The sequence below is a fragment of the Granulibacter bethesdensis genome, assembly GCF_001889525.1.
In the GTDB taxonomy this organism is placed as follows: Bacteria; Pseudomonadota; Alphaproteobacteria; order Acetobacterales; family Acetobacteraceae; genus Granulibacter; species Granulibacter bethesdensis_C.
The window spans coordinates 842501-863465 of the sequence record NZ_CP018192.1 but is presented as its reverse complement, the minus strand read 5'-3'; the positions used below and the strand labels follow the sequence as shown (position 1 = coordinate 863465).

Below are 20965 nucleotides of genomic sequence, written 5' to 3'. Positions count from 1 at the left end.
AAAAGCGGGGCCATGGCCCCTCCTCTTCTTCTTCTGAGCGATATTCATCTGTCTTTGGGCAGCGCGCCGCTGCTGACCGGGGCGGAACTCAATGTTGCTGCCGGTGACCGGTTATGTCTGGTCGGGCGCAACGGCTCCGGTAAATCCACCTTCCTCAAGGTCGCCGCCGGATTGCTGAAGCCGGATAGCGGTACCTGTTTCGTGCAGCCAAGCACGACTGTGCGCTATCTGCCGCAGGAACCCGATCTGAGCGGCCATGCTACGCTGCTGGATTATGTGACTGCCGGGCAAGGCCCTTCCGACGACCCATATCGTGCCGCCTATCTGCTGGAGCAGCTGGGACTGGATGGGGAGCGCATGCCCGTCAACCTCTCCGGTGGGGAGGTACGCCGCGCCGCGTTGGCGCGGGCGCTTGCCCCCGATCCCGACATTCTGCTGCTGGACGAGCCGACCAATCATCTTGATCTCCCCGCCATCGAATGGCTGGAGGCCGAGCTGAAATCCATGCGCGGAGCATTGGTATTGATCAGCCATGACCGGAAACTGCTGACCGATCTCTCCCGCTCCATCGTCTGGATTGATGGCGGCATCACGCGCCGGCTGGATCAGGGCTTTTCCCATTTCGAGGAATGGCGTGATCAGGTGCTGGAGCAGGAAGAGCGCGATCACCACAAGCTCGGCCGCAAGATCGCCATGGAAGAAGACTGGCTCCGCTACGGTGTGACGGCCCGGCGCAAACGCAACCAGAAACGGCTGGGTGATCTGCATTCCCTCCGGGCACGGTTCAAGGAGACCAGACCCGGCCAGTCATCACTCAAGATGAACGCGGCGGATGCCCAGCTATCTGGCAAAATCGTGATCGATGCCGAGGACATCTCCAAAAGCTTCGCTGATAAAACCGTCATCAACACATTGACCCTGCGTATTCTGCGTGGAGATCGGATCGGCATCGTCGGACGCAATGGCGCGGGGAAAACAACCCTCCTCTCCCTCCTGACCGGCACGCTCGAACCCGATACAGGTACGATCAAGCTGGGCACCAATCTGGTGGTCGAAACGCTCGACCAGCGCCGTGCCAGTCTGGACGATAGCCGCACCCTTGCCGACACGCTGACCGAAGGGCGCGGCGATCAGGTCATCGTCAACGGCCAAAGTCGCCATGTCATCGGCTATATGAAGGATTTCCTGTTCAAACCGGAACAGGCCCGCACACCGGTCGGCGTGCTGTCAGGTGGGGAACGCGGACGGCTTATGCTGGCCCGGGCACTGGCCAAGCCGTGCAATCTGCTGGTGCTGGACGAACCGACCAACGACCTTGACCTTGAAACTCTGGAACTGCTTCAGGAAATCATCGCCGATCATCCCGGCACCGTCATCATCGTCAGCCACGACCGTGATTTTCTGGATCGCACTGTCGGCAGCATCGTGGTCGCGGAAGGCAATGGCGTCTGGACAGAATATGCCGGTGGCTACAGTGATATGGTGGCACAGCGCGGTCAGGGCGTTGGCGATGCCCCCGTATCCGGCATGACCGGAAAACCGGCGACTCTCCGTATCAAACCGGCCCAGGCTGCCGCCAGAACACCGTCACCAAAGGGCAGGCTATCCTATAAAGACCAGCATGCCTTCGATACGTTGCCCGCCAAAATCGCCGTGTTGGAAGAGGAGATCGCCCGTCTACGAAGCAAGCTGGAGGATGCAGATCTGTTCCGGAAAGACCCGGCCACCTTCTCGAAAACGTCGGAAGCGCTGGCCACCGCCGAGGCAACGCTGGCTGAGACGGAAGAACGCTGGCTGAACATTGCCTTGCTCAAGGAACAGCTTGAGCAAGGCTGAGAATCTCTTACTTGTAGCGATACCAAGGCTTACGGATACGGGGCGGATAGGAAAGCGTGAACTCCGTCTGCAATGACAGATTGGGGTTGTAGGTGGGATCCTGCCCCAGCACATGCTCCCACTGCCGCAGCATATAGAGATACTCCCGATGTGCACGCTCGGCGTTTGATTGCTGTGTGTCTTCACCACGGCTGATAGATTCCAGATGATCCAGCACCGCATGAGGGGTCCAAAGGACACGCCATCCAGCCTGTTTCACCCGCAGGCAGAAATCGACGTCATTGTAGGAAACAGGCAGGTTTTTCTCGTCCAGCCCCCCTACAGTTTCGAACACATCACGCCTGATCACCATGCAGGCCGCCGTTACGCAGGACATATCCTGCACACGGACAAGCCGACGATCATAGCCTTCGGCATCGGGGGGACTTTGCCGGAAAACATGGGATGCCACACCGCCATGCAAGCCCGTGATCACCCCGGCATGCTGCACCGTTCCATTGCCATAGAGCAGCTTGGCCCCCACCACACCGACATTCGGTCGCAGCAGTTGCGACACCATCTCCCGCAGCCAGCCCGGCTCCCTCACCACAATGTCATTATTGACCAGAGCGATGACCGCGCCTTTCGTCAGCCTGGCCGCCTTGTTGTTGAGGGCTGAATAATTGAAGGGGCTCTCATCACGCAGAACCGAGACACGGTCATCGTCATCCTGCAGGGCCTTCAGAACACGAGCTGTCGCAGGCTCAACACTGCCATTATCGACGATGATCACCTCAATCGCAGGATAGTCCGTCCTGTAAAGCAGTCCTTCGACGCATTGGCGCACGAGTGCCGCCTGGTCCTTGGTAGGAATAATGATACTGACCAGCGGCGGCTGCTTGGGCAGCTGATAGACAATGCGCGGCCCATGCGGTGCATCGACAATCTGTGCTCCGTCCGGGCATTGCGCCTGTAGAGTGTCAAGCCATTCCGACCGGTCAGGGGCCGCCCGAACCCTTCGCTGGATGGCAATATGGGCTATATGGCTTACCTCTGTCGGTTCAGCACCAGCCACCGCCTGTGCCCACACACGATGCCGCCACAGCGCCCCGGTCAGCAGATCGCCATCAGGCAGCAGATCGCTTCTAATGGCCACCAGACCATCCAGCGCGCAGGGGTCACGCAGGCTTTCCTCGGACCATTCAGGATAGAAATGCGGTTGAACCTCTGTCCCGGCAATCTCGTCATCCGTGTAGAGCATGACGGCACCCGGTGCCTGATCCGCTTCGGCCGCCAGCAGATACAGGGCATGGGAGCGTAACTGATCCCCCGGCTCCAGAAGCACCGTGTAAAAGCGCCGTCTTATTTTTCCAGCAGGCAGCAATGAGGAGAATCGGCTGTCCTCCCGCGCCAGCGCCTGCCACCACTCAGGGAGTGGAGAAGTACCGGGCGCTGACAGCAGCAGCATCGTCCAGCGTTGATATGCTTGCTCCTGCAACGACGTCACACAAGCCCGCAGCGCGGCCTCATCACCATCCCAGCGCATGCGCACATCGAAGGTCGGACGCTCCACCAATTTGGCCATATGCCGATGGATGGCCGAAATATCCTTGTCATCCAGCGTATCGTAAAACTGCCTCCAGAGACTGAAATTACGCTTCCCGACGCGTTTCAGAATCTCAAGCCACGCACGCTGGATCGTTTTCGATAGGCCATGACGTACTGCATACTGTCTGGCCCCCCGCAAAATCCTCAGGACACGATACGCCTGATAACGGGCAACTGCCATTCTGCTTGGCGCCTGCCTACCATCCGCTGCCACCGTGTCGACCAGTGCGGAAGCCGTCACAGGCCATGCATCCGGCACATGCCGCAGAGCATGGCTCTCTATGGCAGGGGACATGATCTCCGCCACCCGGTTTCTGAAGAAATCGGGGCTGTATTCCTGCTCAACACGCTTCATGGCGGCCTGGCGAAGCCGTTCCCACAGAGCCTGATCGCGATACAGACGAGCGCAGGCTTCTGCAAATTGCTCCGCGTTATCGGCAACCAGCAACTCTTTCTCATGCGTCCAGCCGAGCTGGCGCGCCAGCAGGCCTGTGGCCACGACAGGAACCCCGCGCGCCGCAGCCTCGCAGACTTTTAAGGGAATACCGGCCGCATAGCGGGTAGGTGCAATAAAAACCCTGGTCGTCTCGTAAAGCGCGTCCAGATCCTCGACTCTGCCCAATATAGCAATACGGTCCCCCTGAAGCGACTTGGCACGGCGTGCGCCTGCACGGCCCGCCACCTGGAGGGTCCAGTTCTCCGGCATTGCTCTGGCCAATAGAGGCATGACATCGCTGGCAAACCACAGCAGGCTGTCCAGATTGGGGGATGGATCGTCATCAAGCGCGCCGACGAACAGATAACCCGATCTCTGATTGAAGCCGTTTACGGTAGGGGCCGGTGCCTGTGCATGGCCCAGCACATGGACATCCGCACAGCCTCCCTGCGTGAACAGAATTTTCTCATGCGGAGAGACGGTGACAATACGGTCCGCCAGACGGGCCATGCTCATTTCCGCCTCCAGCATCTCCTTTCTTCTGGCTGCGCCGGGAGGATGACCTTCCAGCGTCATCTGGAGAATGCTGCGCTGCGCGAAAACTGCCTCCGCATCATAAATCAGGCGGGCAGACGGGCGGGCGGAAATGTGTTCCAGAAACAGCCGCATATTATGGGGGCGGCTGACGAAAATCGTGTCGTAATAGCCATCCCGCTTATCCATCAGGCTGCGTAGCCCATCCACCCCTTCATTCAGGGCAATCTCTACCTCCCGCGGAAACAGAGCGTAGATTTCGTCCCAGGAATCGTTGGGGGTTAAAAGCGGATAATAGGTAACCGACCAACCCTCCGCGACCAGAGCCAGAGTCAATTCTGCCGCACGGGGATAGCCTGCGCCGAGGGACGGAAACGGAACGCGGTCGTCAATAACCAGTACACGGCCCTTTCCACTGTCCCGGGCGCGGGCAAACAGGGGATCGGTTCCAGGAGCATAATGCTCGCGCTTCAATGTTTCCTGATGCCGGGTTCTGAAACGTTCATGGTTGGTTGCCTGCAATGCCAGCGCCGAGTCGGAAGAGGCCGCGCTGGCAAACTCGAAGTGATCAATCGCCGCATCAGGTTCGTACACGATTCTGTATCCGGCTTCCCGCAGCCTCATGCAGAAATCGGTTTCCTCGTAATAAGCGGGCGCAAAGGCCGTATCCAGCCTTCCCAGCGCCTCGAAAGCCTTTCTCCGCACCAGCAGGAAAGCGCCGGAGCAATAATCCACGTCACGCCTGAACTGGAATTCCGCTTCCAGAGGACTCCGCCCCCTTCCATAGCCAAGGCAGGTGCCGTCGCTCCAGATAATGCTTCCGGCTTCCTGCAGGGTGCCGTCCGGCAGAATAATGGGGCCGCCAACCGCTCCGATATCCGGTGCAGCGTTCAATGCGTTCCATGCCGCCTGCAAGGTTCCCGGCCGCAGTATGGCATCATTGTTGAGCAGCAGCAGTCCCGGACCCGCCGCATGGTCTGCCGCCAGATTGACCCCCCGCAGGAAATGGAGGTTATCCTTGTTCCTGAGGATCACTGCCCCATCAATGCGGTCCAGCAGACGCGATGTCTCATCAGACGACGCATTATCTGCAATGACGACTCGCACCTGTAGAGGAGCAGCATGCTCCATGATCGAACGCAGGCATCGGTAGGTCAGGGGCGCCTGATTATAAAGCACCAGCACAATCGAGATGTCCGGAGTCTCACCGCCATAGAAAATAAGGCGCTCCTCCGAAGCCAGAAAATTTTCCAGCTCCTGCCGGGCGTGCTCCCGGAAAATGTCTTTGTCGATCCGAAGCACAGGCACATCAGGCCCGCGTGACGATGGAAAGGGTGATTTGCCCAGCAGCCTGCTAGCTGAACGCTTTAAATCCCTTGATATCTTTCTGCGCAGCCGCCCCCAATCCGGCCTGCTATCCTGCTGACGGGCCAGCCCTGATATCCGGACCATGTCCAGTTGAGCCGTCAAGACGGCCACCTGCGCCCTTAACTCAGCCTCTGAAAGCCTGGCCTGAGCCAGCTCTTCGCGTAAAAGGTCAAGTTCTGCTTCAGTCGATAGCTGGCCAGACAAAGTGTAAAAGCCCTTAATGTTCACATCCCCCAACAAACAGGATAGTCAGAGGAACCGCACTTGCACATGATCGCATGTCACGGCAGGAATATACAGGTTTGATAGCTTGCATATTTAATAACAAAGCATCTGTAAGGGGAGAAAACGGTTGGGAGAAATCTTCCGCCAGGAACGAGCCAGCGATGGCCTCGAATTTACCGGTGAGCGCTTTACCTCGACCGTATCTGGCCGCATCGAAATTGAACATTTGCACCGCTATTATCTGGCCCGGCATTTCTGCCGTGGGCTGGATGTGCTCGATATTGCCTCTGGCGAAGGATATGGGACGGCTATTCTGGCCCAGGTAGCACGCTCCGTCACCGGGGTAGACATCGCTCATGATGCCATTGCCCATTCTCGTTTGCACTACCACCGCCCCAACCTCACTTTCTTGGAAGGCAGTGGAATTGCCATTCCATTGCCGGACCACTCAGTTGATAGAATAGTTTCTTTTGAAACTATAGAGCATTTATTCGACCATCAATCTTTTATGGCCGAGTTGCGCAGAGTGTTGCGTCCTGGCGGCCTGCTGATCATTTCCAGCCCAGAACGTGATATTTATTCTCCCCCTGACCAGGGATCCAACCCGCACCATGTGCACGAACTGACGCGGCTTGAATTTCATTCCCTGCTGTTATCGAATTTCAGGCATGTCCGCTCCATGGGGCAACGCGCCTTCATTGGCAGCGCGATTGCAGCCGAACAAATTCCGGCTTTGCCCGGACTGGCCATGCCTGCCAGTCCGCTGCCGCTGGTGATCGAACACCGTGGCGACCTGCATGCTGAAGCCTCCAACGGCCTGCCGCGTGCGACCTACCTGCTGGCCATTGCTTCGGATGATCCTCTTCCCGAAACGCCGGAAAGTCTTTTTATCCATACCAGTGATCTGGACAGAAAAATCTACGCCCAGCTTGACGAGCTGAAAGCGCTCAAGGAGCATCGGGAAGCTGAGATCGCGGATATTCAGGCAGGCTTCGCCAAAGATCATCAGATTATTGCCGAACAATATCGGCGTCTGAAATGGGTTGAACAGGAACGGGGCACCACACGGGCTGCCCTGATCAATACCCGGCAAACACTTGCCGTGGTGGAGCATGAGCTTCGCCAGACCTGGAATGCCCTGCAGAATGCCAGCCAGCAATCCGAAAATATCCGTCAGCAGCTGGATAACGCTCATCATCAGATTGCGCATGCTCATCTACAGCTCGCCGATGCCGCCAACCATGCACAGGCATTGCAGCGTGAACGGGATCTCCATCTGGAAGAAGCCGGCCTGCTGCGGATGCGCCTGGCCATCGCCCAGCAACAGCCTCAGCGCTCGTTATTTTCAAGTGTTATACAAAAAATCGTGCCTTCATCATTGATGGTCCGATATCGCAACAGAAAACAGATTAAACGTGCCTATCGCATTATCAAGGATAGTCCTCTGTTCGATGCGCGTTGGTATCTGGATACATATCAGGATCTGGATAGCAGTAAAACTGATCCGGTTATCCATTATATTCTGTACGGAACCCGGGAAGAACGGGATCCCGGACCAGATTTCTCTACAACGTTCTATATCCGGCGTTATCCGGATTCGATCAGTGCCGGTTTGACGGCGCTGGAGCATTATGAGCTGCATGGCAGAAGCGAACAGCGCCAGATCGCGCCCTCCTCCCATGCCGAAGCGCCCGTCAAAGAGCCGGAACCAGTCATCGCGGAATACGACATAGAAGCAGACAACGCCTCCGAACCTGACGAAGTCATTCAGCCGCCAGTATTAACGGCAAACGACAAACGTAAGCCCTACGTTCTGTGTATCTCTGGTGAGCCACATACGGCAGGGCATTTCTATCGGGTCGTTTATTTTGCCGAAGCCATCCGCGCTGCGGGCGGCAGGGCTACCATTTGCACCATTCCCGAAGCCAGAGACGGCCATGAAATGGCCGAAGCTGATATTATCTATATTTGGCGCAGCCAATGGACGCCTGATACGGAAATTATTTTCCACCGTGCCAATGGTCGCAAGCTACCGATCGTCTTCGACTGTGACGATCTGATGTTTGAACCTGCTTTTGCGGAAAAGAACATTATCGACGGGATCCGCTCCCAAAATTACGCTGAAAAAGACGTCAAGCGGCTCTTTTCCCGCGTGCAGCAGATGATGCGCATTGCGGATTTCTGCACAGCCCCAACCCTGCCAATGGCCGCCAGAATGCACCGGCGGCAGAAAGCCACCTTCCTGATCCCGAATGGCTTTGTGGAATCGACATGGAGCACATCGCGCAACGCTGTTCGCACACGCCATGTACATGGGCAGACGCCGCTGGTGCGCATCGGCTATGCAGGGGGAAGCCGCACTCATCAGAAAGATTTTGCCCAGATTGCTTCCATCGTTGCGGCAGCCCTGAAGGCTGATCCGGATCGTCGTCTGGTTCTGTTCCGGCGTGGTCCGTGGCCTGCCATGGATATTGAGGAATTCCCCGACCTGCATGCCATGGAACACCAAATTGAATGGCGCGAACTGGTGCCACTCGAAAATCTCCCCACTGAAATAGCGCGTTTCGACATCAATCTGGCACCGCTGGAAGTCGGAAACGTTTTTTGTGAGGCCAAGAGCGAGCTGAAGTATTTCGAAGCGGCTCTTGTCGGGGTGCCAACCATCGCTTCCCCAACTGTGCCATATCGTGATGCAATCCGCCATGGGGTCACTGGTATGCTGGCGGACAGTCCGCAGGAATGGGCGGATGCGCTTGATCGACTGCTCAATAATCCTGACGCGCGTCGGGATATGGCTCGGGCAGCATATCATGATGTGCTCTGGCGCTATGGTCCTGACGGGCGCACCGAACTTGTGGCTGGCTGGCTTGACCAGATGCTGCGCCCGGGCCGTGCGGCGGCATGGGCCTTTGAGCGGGAAATAAAACATCGGCAGGCATGGCCGCATCCGCTTCCGGAAATTCCCGAAACAGAAACTGTCTTCTTCCATGACAGCCTGCGGGATGCGGAAATGACGGTTATCATTCCCGTCTACAACTATCGCCAGTACATACTGGAGGCGCTGGAATCTGTACGCGATCAGACAGTCGAGCAGCTGCATCTGGTTGTCGTTGATGACTGTTCAACCGATGATTCTCTGGAAGTCGTGCGTTACTGGATGGAAACCAATGCCGCCCGCTTCGGTCGGGCAGTGCTCCTGAAAAACAAGACGAATCAAGGTCTGAGCCTGACGCGCAATGCCGGCTTCAACGCCGCGGAAACGCTGTTCGTGCTGCCACTGGATGCCGATAACAAGCTGATGCCGGAAGCCGCCGTACGACTTTATGAGGCCATCAAGGATACGGATGCAGCCTATGTCTATCCGTCCCTGCAGGAATTCGACGATGGCGACGGGATCTTCAGTGCACGGGATTATAATCCCGCCATCTTCCGACCCGGCAATTTCATTGATGCAACAGCCCTGATCAGGCTGTCCGCATGGGCCCATATCGGTGGCTATAAGCGCATGCCACTGGGCTGGGAAGATTATGATCTGTGGTGCCGGATGGCTGAATACGGATGGTATGGGAAGCATCTCGATAAAATTCTTGGATTTTATCGTGTGCATGGCGAATCCATGCTTCGTACGACAACGAACAAAAGCCGGAATCAGACAGATCTGATCAACGATATGCGCAGCCGCCATCCGTGGATTCTGGACGGTATCTCTGCTGACAGTGATGAACCGGGTGGGTTGATCCTGCCATTACCGGCTGAACCATAAGAGAATGTCTCAACTATCGTCTACCTCCGCATATGGTCATGCAGGAGGCTATCATACACGCTGTGCAGGTCTGGATATTTTCCGGGCCTGCGCCATTTTATGTGTTCTGTTTATCCATTATCTCAGCACATTTTCCCACTGGTTTGGCACACCGGTAAAAAACTGGCTGTTTAACTTTGGGCTGCTGGGGGTCGATCTTTTTTTTGCCCTCAGCGGCTTTCTTGTGGGTGGCCTGATACTTGATATCGTCGACAAAGGCCCGAGTATCGCCAATTGGCGCATTTTTTTATTGCGGCGCTGGACGCGGACACTTCCACTATATTATGCAGTCTTGCTGGCGCTGGCAGTCATTTATCCGCCCACAGAGCATCTGGTGCAGACACTGCTTCAGTATGCAACATTCACGCAAAATCTACTGACGCCGCTGCCATCGCAAAACTGGTATGCCGTCACATGGTCTCTGGCAATTGAAGAATGGTTTTATATTATCTTTGGCAGTCTTGCCATTCTAGGAAGTCTACTGATTCGTAAAAGCCTGGCGGTTGGTCTTGCTCTTTGTGTGATGATTATTGCCCCTCATCTGGCGCGTTGGTTTTTTCTGACGCCTGAATTATTTGCACAGGCATCTGGCACAATTGTCATTCATCGTCTGGACGGCATCGCATTGGGTGTGCTGCTTGCTGTCCTCTCGCGAAAAAGCAGTCTGCTCTTCAGATACCCCAATCTGTTTTTCCTGATGGGGCTGGGGCTGATCATTCATCTGCTCCTGTTTCCAACCCCTCTGCCGGGTCGCTATTTTCGGACCTATATCCTGACTTTGTATCAGATCGGTGCCTGTCTATGCCTTCCCGCCATGCTTCAGATCCGCCGCCTACCTGTCCTGCTGGATAAACCCGTCAAGGCACTCAGCAATCAGGCCTACGGGCTATATCTTTTCCATCTTCCTATTCTGGAACTCGTCAATATCTGGGTTCTTGAGGACAAAATCAGTCGCGGGACTGGTACAGTCATCATCATGACCTTGCCTCTTATTTTATCGTGGGCATCTTTTCGATATTTCGAAATGCCTTTGCTGTCATTGAGACCAAAACAAAGATTTGTAAATGCCTCCTGAGCATACTGACCAGCAGCCCTCCCCCGATTTCCTTTCTTCCATTCTGAGGAAACGCCAACAGTTTTATTGGCTCATATTTTCCGCCTTCTGTTTGGTGACACTGGCTCTCCGGTATCCGCTTGGTCTGCACCATGCCACTTTGTGGGCTGAAGATGGCCTCTGGTATCAGAATGCCTACCAACAGGGATTGTCCAGCTTATTGCTGCCTCATGTAGGCTATCTGCAAACTGCCTCCCGGATTGTAGCGTTGCTGGCCCAACCTCTGCCACTGGAAGACGTACCGGTTTTTTTTGCGGTGATTGCTCTTCTGATACAGGCAGCCCCGGCAATATATGTGACCTCATCCCGTTTTGCGCCGCTCGTGCCTGACTGGCGAATTCGCTTTCTGCTGGGTGGTTTCATGATCACCATGCCTTACGGGTTCGAGGAATTCGTCATTCTGACGAACACCCAATGGCATCTTGCGCTGCTGAGCTTTCTGATTGTCATCAGCCCCACCACTGCGACAACCAGCGGAGCCCTTTTGGAATCTTTCTGTCTGGCCATTGCGGGACTGAGTGGTCCCTTTTCAATTCTGCTGACACCATTTGCCGTTTATGAGCGATGGCAAAGAAAGGATACAGCGGCTGGAAGGCGTCTCATCATCATGGGGGTATCCGCACTGATCCAGCTCGGGTTCCTGATGATGTTTCACCACACCCGCACTCTCCCCGCACCACTCGGGGCTTCCGTATCCGGTTTTTTCAAAATTGTCTCGTTGCAGGTTTTTATGGGTGGGCTTGCCGGTTTTAACGGCGCCACCTGGATATCCAGACAGCTATGGTGGGCAGACAGCACTCTGCTACCATTTATCGTGACAGTCTCTGGCATATTTTTGCTCGCAGTGGCGGCCAAGACCGGGAGTTCCGCTTTCAGAAAGCTTCTGGTCTTTGCAACCCTCATGCTGACAGTGGCGATGATATCCCCTCTGGCGGCAAAGGTGGAACCACAATGGCAAGCACTTGCTCGGCCGGGAATAGGGGGCAGATATTATATGATGCCTATTCTGGCCTGGTTCACGGCCCTTCTTGTAGTGACCTTGCAGGCCAAAATACGTTCGATCCGTCTGGTTGGTATGCTGCTGCTCACCACGGCTCTGTTTGGTATTGTCCTGGACTGGCATTATCCACATATGCTGGTCGTTTCTCCTGCGGGTTTTTCCGACAGTGTTGCCCGTTTTCAAAATGCGGTGCCGGGTAAGGTTATCTCTTTTCCGATAAGACCTCCCGGATGGAATATGTGGCTTCAGAAAAAATAGTTTGGTGCTTTTAACAAAAAAAAAGCCGCCAGGTTTTCCTGGCGGCTTTTTTTTCGACATCCTTAAAAATCAGCTCGTGGTGATTTGATTCTGGTTCAGCTGATTAACCCCGACCAGCGTGATTGTGGTCGAATCAGACAGGATAATCTGCAAGCTGGATGCTCCGCCGACAACGGTTGACTGAGCAGCGTTGAGAACACCCTGTGCAGTCTGACCATATCCGAGGATGGCCAGATCAGAGTTGGCTTCGAACCCATAGATGCTGAGGTTACCACCGGCCTGACCATTGACCACGGCAAAGACATCTTCTCCACCACCGCCAAAGAGAGTGGCAGTACCAGCACCACCGAAGAAGGTGTCGTCACCAGAACCGCCGAAGATGGACTGACGCCCTGTTCCGCCTATAAACAGATTATCACCGGCAGAGAAGGCGCTGGACAAGGTTACGTTACCATTGCCTGCAAAGAAAGTATTGCTGGCGCTGGATTGGACCACGTCAATTTCACCGCCCGTGCCGCCATAGTAAACACCACTGACAGAGCCACCAAAGACATGTTGCGTGCCACCACCATTGGTGAGCGAGAACGCACCGCTGCCCTGAATATACAGACCATTGCCGCTGCCACTGAACAGCGTTTCCGAACCGGAACCACCGAAGAGAGTCGGGCTGCCCGTATCATTGACGAAAGTGAGGGTACCGGATCCACCCTGATAAAAACCACCGCTGCTTTCGGCAAAGACCGTATCAGAGCCAGCCCCCCCCATATACGTATCAATACCGTCGGAATGGCTGGTGAAGCTGAGGGAGGAACCACTCTGCCCACCCCAGATTTCGGAACCATTACCGTAGGTTGCCACGGTCGCAACCCCGGAGCCGCCGACAAAAGTGTCCGTTCCCAGCAAGGAAACCTGCATGGAAGAATTGTTTCCGAAAACCAGACTTCCCGGAGTACTGCTCGCACCATCGGTCATGACAGACCATGCACCAGTGGTTCCGCCAACGATTGTATTATCACCAAGAGACCCCACAACCGTGCCAGATCCTTGTTCAAGCTGCAGAAGATTACCTGCCTGCCCAAAAAAGATAAGCTGATTGTCGAGAGTGTTCTGGTTGAAATAAGCTGTATTGGAGACAGCCCCGTTTGCCAGTGGGGCAAGAATAGAGACCTCATATCCTTGCGGGATACTGACGCGCCCATTGGAGCCTGGCTCCAATATAGCTACACTATTCGGCGTATTTGTTGAAGATAGTGGATTAATAACAGCATTCGGTTCGCTAACCGAATAATTCTGCGGTAGAACGCTATCCAGAAGCTGCTTCGAAAGCAACCCAAGGTTGGAATAATAATTAATCGTGAAGTTTGTACTGTAGGCGTCGGTACCACTGGCACCTGGAACAGTGACAACGCTGGACATGGAATAAACCTCCGCTTCCCAACGCTCTGTTAGACGATGAAATAGATTTCATTCAAGCAATTTTACTATTTATATGAATAAATAATCAGTCAAATTTATTTTATATACTTATTGTCTATTTTTTATATTATAAATCAACCTTTGGTTGTTTTTATTATTACCAAAATAATATTATATATTATGATTTTCAACCAAACCGTAACAACCGATGATTTAATTTTTAGCTTGTTTTTATACCAATTATGCTGGAGTGCCCCGCCGATGCTGCACGGCAGCATGGCGGCTATCTCTGAGCATTTAAGCTGTGCATCCTGGCAACATCGCCTTAAATATGGGACAGATCGCTTGGTCGTCGCACTAAGAGGTTTCTTGATCGGTGGCGGCTATACCTGCCTACCGTGCTGATTCGGCCCTACTGCCCAGGAGTCTCCGGCTAATGTCTTTTCCGGTCACACGAACGACATCTCCGAAACAGCGTCCTCATGATGAGGATTTACACTTTGGGCGGACGTTCTCAGATCATATGTTCATTATGAACTATGATGAGGGGCAAGGTTGGCACGACCCGCGTATTGTACCTTACGCTCCGTTCACCTTCGATCCGGCCTGCTGCGTCCTGCACTATGCCCAGTCCGTGTTTGACGGGCTGAAGGCTTTCCGGGGCGCAGATGGCGCCGTCCGTATTTTCAGGCCATCCCGCCATGCCGAGCGCCTGAACCAGTCCTGTGAAAAGTTGTGTATTCCCCAATTAGACCCGGCTTTGATTGAGGAGTCGATCGCGGCTTTGGTGCAGGTGGATCAAGACTGGGTTCCGGGCAAGGCCGGAACCTCCCTCTACATTCGTCCGACCGTCATTGCGTCAGAAACGTTTCTGGGGGTGCATCCCTCTCATAGCTATATCTATTTCGTGATTCTTTCCCCTGTCGGCGCGTATTATGCAGAGGGATTGAATCCAGTGAAAATTCTGGCCACCGATACGCATGTCCGCGCTGTCCAGGGGGGGTTGGGTGCCGCCAAAACAGCGGGAAACTATGCAGCCAGCTTGCAGGCTGCCCGGGAGGCACAAGCCGAAGGGTATACACAGGTTCTATGGTTGGATGGCGTTCATCGTGAATATCTCGATGAGGTCGGAACAATGAACATCATGCTGCGCATCGGGAATGAAGTGATTACCCCTCCCCTCAGTTCCGGCACAATCCTGGCCGGCGTCACGCGGGATTCCGTTCTGACCCTGATGCGTGAATGGGGCATGACGGTCAATGAACGCCCTATTTCCATCCATGAGGTCATGGCTGCGGCAGAGCGTGGCGATCTTGCTGAAATGTGGGGGACAGGCACGGCCGCCGTGATTTCTCCGATCGGGGAGCTTGGCTACCGTGGCCAGAAGATCATCATCAATCGGGGAAAGATCGGTGATCTGACCCAGAGACTCTATGACACCATCATCGGTATCCAGTATGGCACCTTGGCTGATACCCATGGATGGACCCGTATCGTCGTCAAGGAACCTGCTTGCGCAGCTGCGTAAAGTTCCGTTCCGTCTCCTCTCCTCGGTCACGTCTCGTTAGATGGGTAAGGTGACCGAGGCACAGGCCCCTCCCTCGCGGCGATTGCCAAGAACGACATCACCGCCATGAGCACGTAGAATATTGCGGGCAATGGGCAGTCCCAGCCCAAAACCGCCGGTTTCCTTGCTGCGGCTGCCTTCCAGCCTTTGGTAAGGGTCAAAGACCCTGTCCATATCCTCAGGCGGAATACCTGGCCCCTCATCCTCGATATCCAGCCTGACCATTCCATTCACTGGCAAGCTAATCCGTATGGTCGCACTGCCTCCATAGGCGAGCGCATTATTCAGCAGATTCGTAATGGCCCGCTTCAGTGGCAATGTTCTTCCACGTACTGGCAAATGATCTGGACCTATATAGTGAAGCCGCTCAGTATAGTCCGGACGCGCATCGGCTGCTTCATCAAGGATTGTCTTTGCCAGTTCCGGTAAATCAAGCAGTACCATCGGCTCCTGCATATCCGCATCTCGCCCGAATGCCAGAGTGGCACTGACCATTTCTTCAAGCTCATCCAGATCGGCGATCATGCGCCGGCGCAGTTCCTCATCATCAATAAATTCCGCTCTTAATTTGAGCCGCGTGATTGGCGTCCGCAGATCATGACCGATGGCTGAGAGAATGAAGGTCCGGTCCTGTACAAAACGACGGATACGGGCCGCCATAACGTTAAAGATCTGTGCCGCCTGAACAATTTCACGCGGCCCCTTTTCTTCTAGCGGTGGCGCATTCACATCACGCCCCAATGCCTCCGCAGCATGAGACAGGGTACGCACAGGGGCAATCAGACGACGGGTTGCCCAGATACTTAGACATGCAGCCGTTAACGTCATCAGGATAAAAGCCGCCAGAAATGTTGGTGAATGCCATGGCTCAACGGGCGGAAGAGGAATGTGCAACGTCAGCCACTGTTTCCCCGCTTTTCCAACCAAGAAATGCCACGAAAGAGACCTGCCTTCAGACTCACCGGATAGATGCTCATGCATCTTACCATCCATTTCATCTGTAACCGCTGGCATCTGCAGACTCACCAGCAGCATCCGCCTGGGCTTGTCCAATCTGACAATGACACTGACCGGATGCATATCCTGCATTGGCGGCCCGAAACTCATCCCAGCCCGCAGGAGCTGCATCCATGTCTGCGGAATGGGCTGGGAATCACCCAGAGGAGGGGCCTCGCTCAGAGTCAGACGATACCCTGGGGGCAGATCCATACGCTGGATCAACGCCTGGCGCTCTTCTGGAGGAACCGACATGATGCTGCGATAAATCAGCGATATGCGGCTTCCTACATATCTTGCCTGAGCCAATTGCTGAAGATCGATACGATCCAGAGCGTGAATGGCCAGCCCTGCCAACTGAACAATGACCAGAACACTGGTCAAAACCAGCGCCGTGCGATTTGCAAGGCTACGTGGCCATAATGGGAACCTCATTATGACTGAAGCTCCACGATAAGGGCCATCAAATCACTTCAACGGTAGCAGCCAGCACGTATCCACCGCTCCGAACCGTCTTGATCAGTTGCGACTGGCGACCATCATCCTCCAGCTTACGGCGCAGGCGGCTGATTGCCACATCAATGGCCCGATCAAACGGGCCGGCCTGACGCCCCCGCAGCAGATCAAGCAGCATATCACGGGTCAAAACACGGTTAGGGCGATCCACAAGCGCACTCAGCAAATCGTACTCTCCCCCGGTCAAGGGAACTTCCGCCCCTTCCGGATTGATCAGACGCCTGCGGGCTGGCTCCAATACCCATCCGGCAAAACGCCTGCTCTTCTGATTGGCTGTCTCAACAGTTCTCAATTCTCCTTCCGTCCGCCTGAGAACCGCACGGATGCGGGCAAGCAATTCCCGGGGGTTAAAAGGTTTGGCCACATAGTCATCAGCGCCAATTTCAAGGCCCACGATGCGATCCGTCTCCTCACCCATGGCAGTCAGCATAACAATCGGAACCACAGACTGGGACCTAACCCAGCGAGCCAGATCAAGGCCACCTTCTCCTGGCAGCATCAGGTCAAGAACAAGCAACTGAAAATGCCCGTTGACCCAAGCCCGGCGCGCCTCGCGGCTATCACGGACTGCGGTCACACGGAAACGATTTTTCTCCAGGAATCTGGCCAAGAGTTCCCTGATTTCCCGGTCATCATCAACGATCAGAATATGCGGCACTATTTCCATGCCACGACTGTAATCATCTTGTTTTACGATGGGGAGTAGCCGTTGCAATAAGTCACATTTCAGCGTGTCTAGTCGCTGCTTGATTGCTTATTGTATTGAGTACGTACGAAAATAAGCCCATCCCTATTATTGAGGGATCGGCTTGATGGTTTCTATTTCAAAGTCTGGAAGTGGTTGCGGGGGCAGGATTTGAACCTGCGGCCTTCAGGTTATGAGCCTGACGAGCTACCGGGCTGCTCCACCCCGCGTTTGTGGTGGTAGGTAGCGATAGAGGTGGGTTGGAAGACCTGGCGGCGACCTACTCTCCCGCATCTTGAGATGCAGTACCATGGGCGCTGGGGCATTTCACGTCCGAGTTCGGGATGGGATCGGGTGTAGTTTCCCCGCCATAGCCACCAGGTCGTCCAACCCACCTTTTTGGTGGTGGTGTTGTGATGGGATGTTCTGGTGTTTTTAGGATGTGCTGTGTGTCATGTGTGGATGACTTCTGTGCATGATGGAAGTTCTTGAGCCTATCGGGCTATTAGGACCAGTTAGCTGAGTGCGTTACCGCACGTATACACCTGGCCTATCGACGTGATGGTCTTTCACGGCCCTCAGGGAGACCTGGTTTTGAGGTGGGTTTCCCGCTTAGATGCTTTCAGCGGTTATCCCGTCCGCACATAGCTACCCGGCTGTGCCGCTGGCGCGACAACCGGTGCACCAGAGGTGCGTCCATCCCGGTCCTCTCGTACTAGGGACAGATCCTCTCAAGTCTCCAACACCCACGGCAGATAGGGACCGAACTGTCTCACGACGTTCTAAACCCAGCTCACGTACCACTTTAATCGGCGAACAGCCGAACCCTTGGGACCTGCTCCAGCCCCAGGATGTGATGAGCCGACATCGAGGTGCCAAACCTCCCCGTCGATGTGGACTCTTGGGGGAGATCAGCCTGTTATCCCTAGAGTACCTTTTATCCGTTGAGCGATGGCCCTTCCACGCGGGACCACCGGATCACTATGGCCGACTTTCGTCTCTGCTCGAACTGTCGCTCTCGCAGTCAGGCGGGCTTATGCCATTGCACTCAACAGCCGATGTCCGACCGGCTTGAGCCCACCATCGCGCGCCTCCGTTACCATTTGGGAGGCGACCGCCCCAGTCAAACTGCCCGCCATGCAGGGTCCCGGACCGGGCTGACCGGTCTCGGTTAGACACCAGAAAAACGCAGGGTGGTATTTCAAGGTTGGCTCCACACAAGCTAGCGCCCATGCTTCAAAGCCTCCCACCTATCCTACACAGCATTTTCCTGGTGCCACTGCAAAGCTGCAGTAAAGGTTCATAGGGTCTTTCCGTCTGACCGCGGGTACCCCGCATCTTCACGGGGAATTCAATTTCGCTGAGCCGATGCCGGAGACAGTGGGGAAGTCGTTACGCCATTCGTGCAGGTCGGAACTTACCCGACAAGGAATTTCGCTACCTTAGGACCGTTATAGTTACGGCCGCCGTTTACCGGGGCTTCAATTCAGTGCTTGCACACCTCCTCTTAACCTTCCGGCACCGGGCAGGCGTCAGACCCTATACGTCGTCTCTCGACTTCGCAGAGCCCTGTGTTTTTACTAAACAGTCGCTACCCCCTGGTCTGTGCCACCCACACCCGGTTGCCCGGACATGGGTCTTGCTTATCCCGAAGTTACGCAAGCAATTTGCCTAGTTCCTTCGACATCGTTCTCTCAAGCGCCTTGGTATGCTCTACCAGTCCACCTGTGTCGGTTTCGGGTACGGTCTATTCGCTGGAGCTATTTCCCGGAACGATCCGGCTGCAGGGGCAATCCAGTAAGTCCCCACAACGCTTCACATTCGTCACTTCCAGCAGGCTCAGGAATATTCACCTGATTCCCATCGACTACGGCTTTCGCCCTCGCCTTAGGGGCCGGCTCACCCTGCGTGGATTAACCTTGCGCAGGAACCCTTGGACTTTCGGCGACAGTGTTTCTCGCACTGTTTGTCGCTACTCATGTCAGCATTCGCACTTCCGATACCTCCAGGAGGGGTCACCCCATCTCCCTTCACAGGCCTACGGAACGCTCCGCTACCGCGTAGATCACTCTACACCCGCAGCTTCGGTGTGTGGCTTGAGCCCCGTTACATTTTCGGCGCAGGATTTCTATTAGACCAGTGAGCTATTACGCTTTCTTTAAAGGATGGCTGCTTCTAAGCCAACCTCCTGGTTGTTTTGGAATTCCCACATCCTTTCCCACTTAGCCACAACTTGGGGACCTTAGCTGGCGGTCTGGGCTGTTTCCCTCTCGTCCACGGACCTTAGCACCCATGGACTGTCTGCCGCGCTATACTTCCCGGTATTCGGAGTTTGGTTAGGTTTGGTAAGCCTTTGGAGCCCCCTAGCCCATCCAGTGCTCTACCCCCGGGGGTAAACACGCGACGATCTACCTCAATAGATTTCGCGGAGAACCAGCTATCTCCGAGTTTGATTGGCCTTTCACCCCTAGCCACAGCTCATCCCCGACTTTTTCAACAGGCGTGGGTTCGGCCCTCCAGTGCGTGTTACCGCACCTTCAGCCTGGCCATGGCTAGATCACTCGGTTTCGGGTCTTCTACCTGCAACTTGACGCCCTATTCAGACTCGCTTTCGCTGCGCCTACACCTATCGGCTTAAGCTTGCTGCAAACAGAAACTCGCTGACCCATTATACAAAAGGTACGCCGTCACCGCAGATGCGGCTCCGACTGCTTGTAGGCATTCGGTTTCAGGTCTATTTCACTCCCCTCGTCGGGGTGCTTTTCACCTTTCCCTCACGGTACTTGTTCACTATCGGTCACTAGGGAGTATTTAGGCTTGGAGGGTGGTCCCCCCATGTTCAGACAGGATTTCACGTGTCCCGCCTTACTCATGTCCTTAATATCGCTATCGCATACGGGGCTATCACCCTTTGTCGCCGGACTTTCCAGACCGTTCCGCTACACAATACTAAGGCACTGGCCTCTTCCGCTTTCGCTCGCCACTACTGACGGAATCTCTGTTGATGTCTTTTCCTCCAGGTACTGAGATGTTTCAGTTCCCCGGGTTCGCCTCACGACCCTATGTATTCAGATCGTGATCTCCTTGCGGAGGGGTTGCCCCATTCGGATATCCACGGATCAATGCCTGCTCGCGGCTCCCCATGGCTTTTCGCAGCGTGCCACGTCCTTCATCGCCTCCTAGTGCCAAGGCATCCACCGAATGCCCTTATCGCGCTCAAGAGCTAACACAGATCGGTCAACCAATCCGTGCTCATCATGCACAGAAGACATCCACACCTTGCAGTGCAACGCTTCTGCGTGATTTTACTCAGCACATCTTAAACGCCTCTGATCATGATACCCTTCACCGTGGACGACAGGTCTCCCCGTCAATCCGGTCAGACAACCGGTCAAGGCATGCGCAGAGGCGCACCAGAACATATTCACCATAACAAAGAACAATAGCAGAGCCTTCCTAAAAAGACCCATCCCGCATGATATCAGGACCCAACCGGGGCCAGATAATCACCGGAAACTTTTAACCCATGCGACGATAAGGGAACCTGTCGGCAAACCGCCAGTCACCACACGCAATGGTGGAGGTGATCGGGTTCGAACCGACGACCCCCTGCTTGCAAAGCAGG

Annotated in this window: 9 protein-coding genes, 2 tRNA genes and 2 rRNA genes (1 of these 13 only partly in view); 5 read left to right on the top strand and 8 right to left on the bottom strand. The window is 55.0% G+C overall.

Features of this window, described 5'->3' with window-relative positions:
- Positions 1-12 precede the first annotated feature (12 nt).
- A complete protein-coding gene (locus GbCGDNIH6_RS03890) occupies positions 13-1836 on the top strand; it encodes an ABC-F family ATP-binding cassette domain-containing protein (RefSeq protein WP_072562903.1) in 1824 nt (607 codons plus the stop codon).
- A gap of 7 nt (positions 1837-1843) precedes the next feature.
- Here GbCGDNIH6_RS03890 and GbCGDNIH6_RS03885 read toward each other — a convergent pair whose 3' ends face one another.
- Entirely contained in the window at positions 1844-5695 is a 3852-nt protein-coding gene (locus tag GbCGDNIH6_RS03885) for a glycosyltransferase (RefSeq protein ID WP_072562902.1), read from the bottom strand.
- 418 nt (positions 5696-6113) lie between these two features.
- Here GbCGDNIH6_RS03885 and GbCGDNIH6_RS03880 point away from each other — a divergent pair, with 418 nt between their 5' ends.
- From GbCGDNIH6_RS03880 to GbCGDNIH6_RS03870, 3 genes are all read left to right on the top strand, one after another.
- Positions 6114-9749, top strand: a complete 3636-nt coding sequence (locus GbCGDNIH6_RS03880; RefSeq protein ID WP_072562901.1) for a glycosyltransferase — start codon at positions 6114-6116, stop codon at positions 9747-9749.
- Positions 9750-9753: 4 nt separating this feature from the next.
- Positions 9754-10863: an acyltransferase family protein gene (locus tag GbCGDNIH6_RS03875; protein ID WP_072562900.1), complete on the top strand. Its 1110-nt coding sequence runs from the start codon at positions 9754-9756 to the stop codon at positions 10861-10863.
- Between the two features lie 94 nt (positions 10864-10957).
- Positions 10958-12160: a hypothetical protein gene (locus GbCGDNIH6_RS03870; protein WP_157692319.1), complete on the top strand. Its 1203-nt coding sequence runs from the start codon at positions 10958-10960 to the stop codon at positions 12158-12160.
- 69 nt (positions 12161-12229) lie between these two features.
- Here the strand turns inward: GbCGDNIH6_RS03870 and GbCGDNIH6_RS03865 are convergent, their stop codons facing one another.
- Positions 12230-13576, bottom strand: a complete 1347-nt coding sequence (locus GbCGDNIH6_RS03865) for a calcium-binding protein (RefSeq protein WP_157692318.1) — start codon at positions 13574-13576, stop codon at positions 12230-12232.
- Between the two features lie 436 nt (positions 13577-14012).
- On the opposite strand from GbCGDNIH6_RS03865, the gene GbCGDNIH6_RS03860 reads away from it, so the two are divergent.
- Entirely contained in the window at positions 14013-15104 is a 1092-nt protein-coding gene (locus GbCGDNIH6_RS03860) for a branched-chain amino acid aminotransferase (RefSeq protein WP_072562897.1), read from the top strand.
- A gap of 36 nt (positions 15105-15140) precedes the next feature.
- Here GbCGDNIH6_RS03860 and GbCGDNIH6_RS03855 read toward each other — a convergent pair whose 3' ends face one another.
- The 6 genes from GbCGDNIH6_RS03855 to GbCGDNIH6_RS03830 all read right to left on the bottom strand — a co-directional run.
- On the bottom strand, positions 15141-16574 hold the full coding sequence (locus GbCGDNIH6_RS03855) for an ATP-binding protein (RefSeq protein WP_072562896.1): 1434 nt from the start codon (positions 16572-16574) through the stop codon (positions 15141-15143).
- Between the two features lie 28 nt (positions 16575-16602).
- Positions 16603-17322, bottom strand: coding sequence for a response regulator (locus GbCGDNIH6_RS03850; protein ID WP_072562895.1), 720 nt, complete (start codon positions 17320-17322; stop codon positions 16603-16605).
- 171 nt (positions 17323-17493) lie between these two features.
- Positions 17494-17570 (bottom strand) — tRNA-Met (locus GbCGDNIH6_RS03845).
- 37 nt (positions 17571-17607) lie between these two features.
- Positions 17608-17722 (bottom strand): 5S ribosomal RNA (rrf, locus tag GbCGDNIH6_RS03840).
- Between the two features lie 102 nt (positions 17723-17824).
- Positions 17825-20562 (bottom strand): 23S ribosomal RNA (locus GbCGDNIH6_RS03835).
- A gap of 353 nt (positions 20563-20915) precedes the next feature.
- Positions 20916-20965: transfer RNA gene (locus GbCGDNIH6_RS03830), tRNA-Ala, on the bottom strand (it continues 26 nt past the right edge of the window).